The following is a 415-nucleotide window of genomic DNA, read 5'->3' as shown; positions in this document are numbered from 1 at the left end:
CCTCCTTCTAGAACCCAACGGCCGTTGATACAGAAGGCGACAGCCTCACCTTTAGTATTACCAATAAGCCAAGTTGGTTGAGCTTTGATAGCAGCACTGGAACACTCAGTGGCACCGCCAGTAACAGCGATGTGGGCGAGCACAGCAATATTGTGATCAGTGTCAGCGATGGCATGGATACCGTCAGCCTGCCAGCCTTTAACTTAACCGTGGTAAACGTTAATGACGCACCAACGATTGGTGGTGTTCCTGCATTAAATGTTGATCAAGATGCACCGTACAGCTTTATCCCAACAGCGAATGACATTGATGGTGACAGCTTAACCTTTAGCATCAGTAATAAGCCAAGTTGGGCGAGCTTTGACAGCAACACAGGGCAGCTATCTGGCACCCCGAGTAATGATGATGTGGGTGG

At 49.2% G+C, this 415-nt stretch carries 1 protein-coding gene; it reads left to right on the top strand.

Annotated elements, in window-relative coordinates; all coding sequences use genetic code 11:
• Nucleotides 1-77: 77 nt before the first annotated feature.
• Nucleotides 78-415 (top strand): putative Ig domain-containing protein (locus CWB85_RS21325; RefSeq protein WP_249314948.1); only part of this gene is annotated, 338 nt, incomplete at its 3' end.

Source organism: Pseudoalteromonas sp. S1727 (assembly GCF_005886375.1).
GTDB lineage: Bacteria > Pseudomonadota > Gammaproteobacteria > Enterobacterales > Alteromonadaceae > Pseudoalteromonas > Pseudoalteromonas haloplanktis.
The sequence above is the reverse complement of the archived record's forward strand: the minus strand, read 5'-3'. Positions and strand labels throughout refer to the sequence as shown.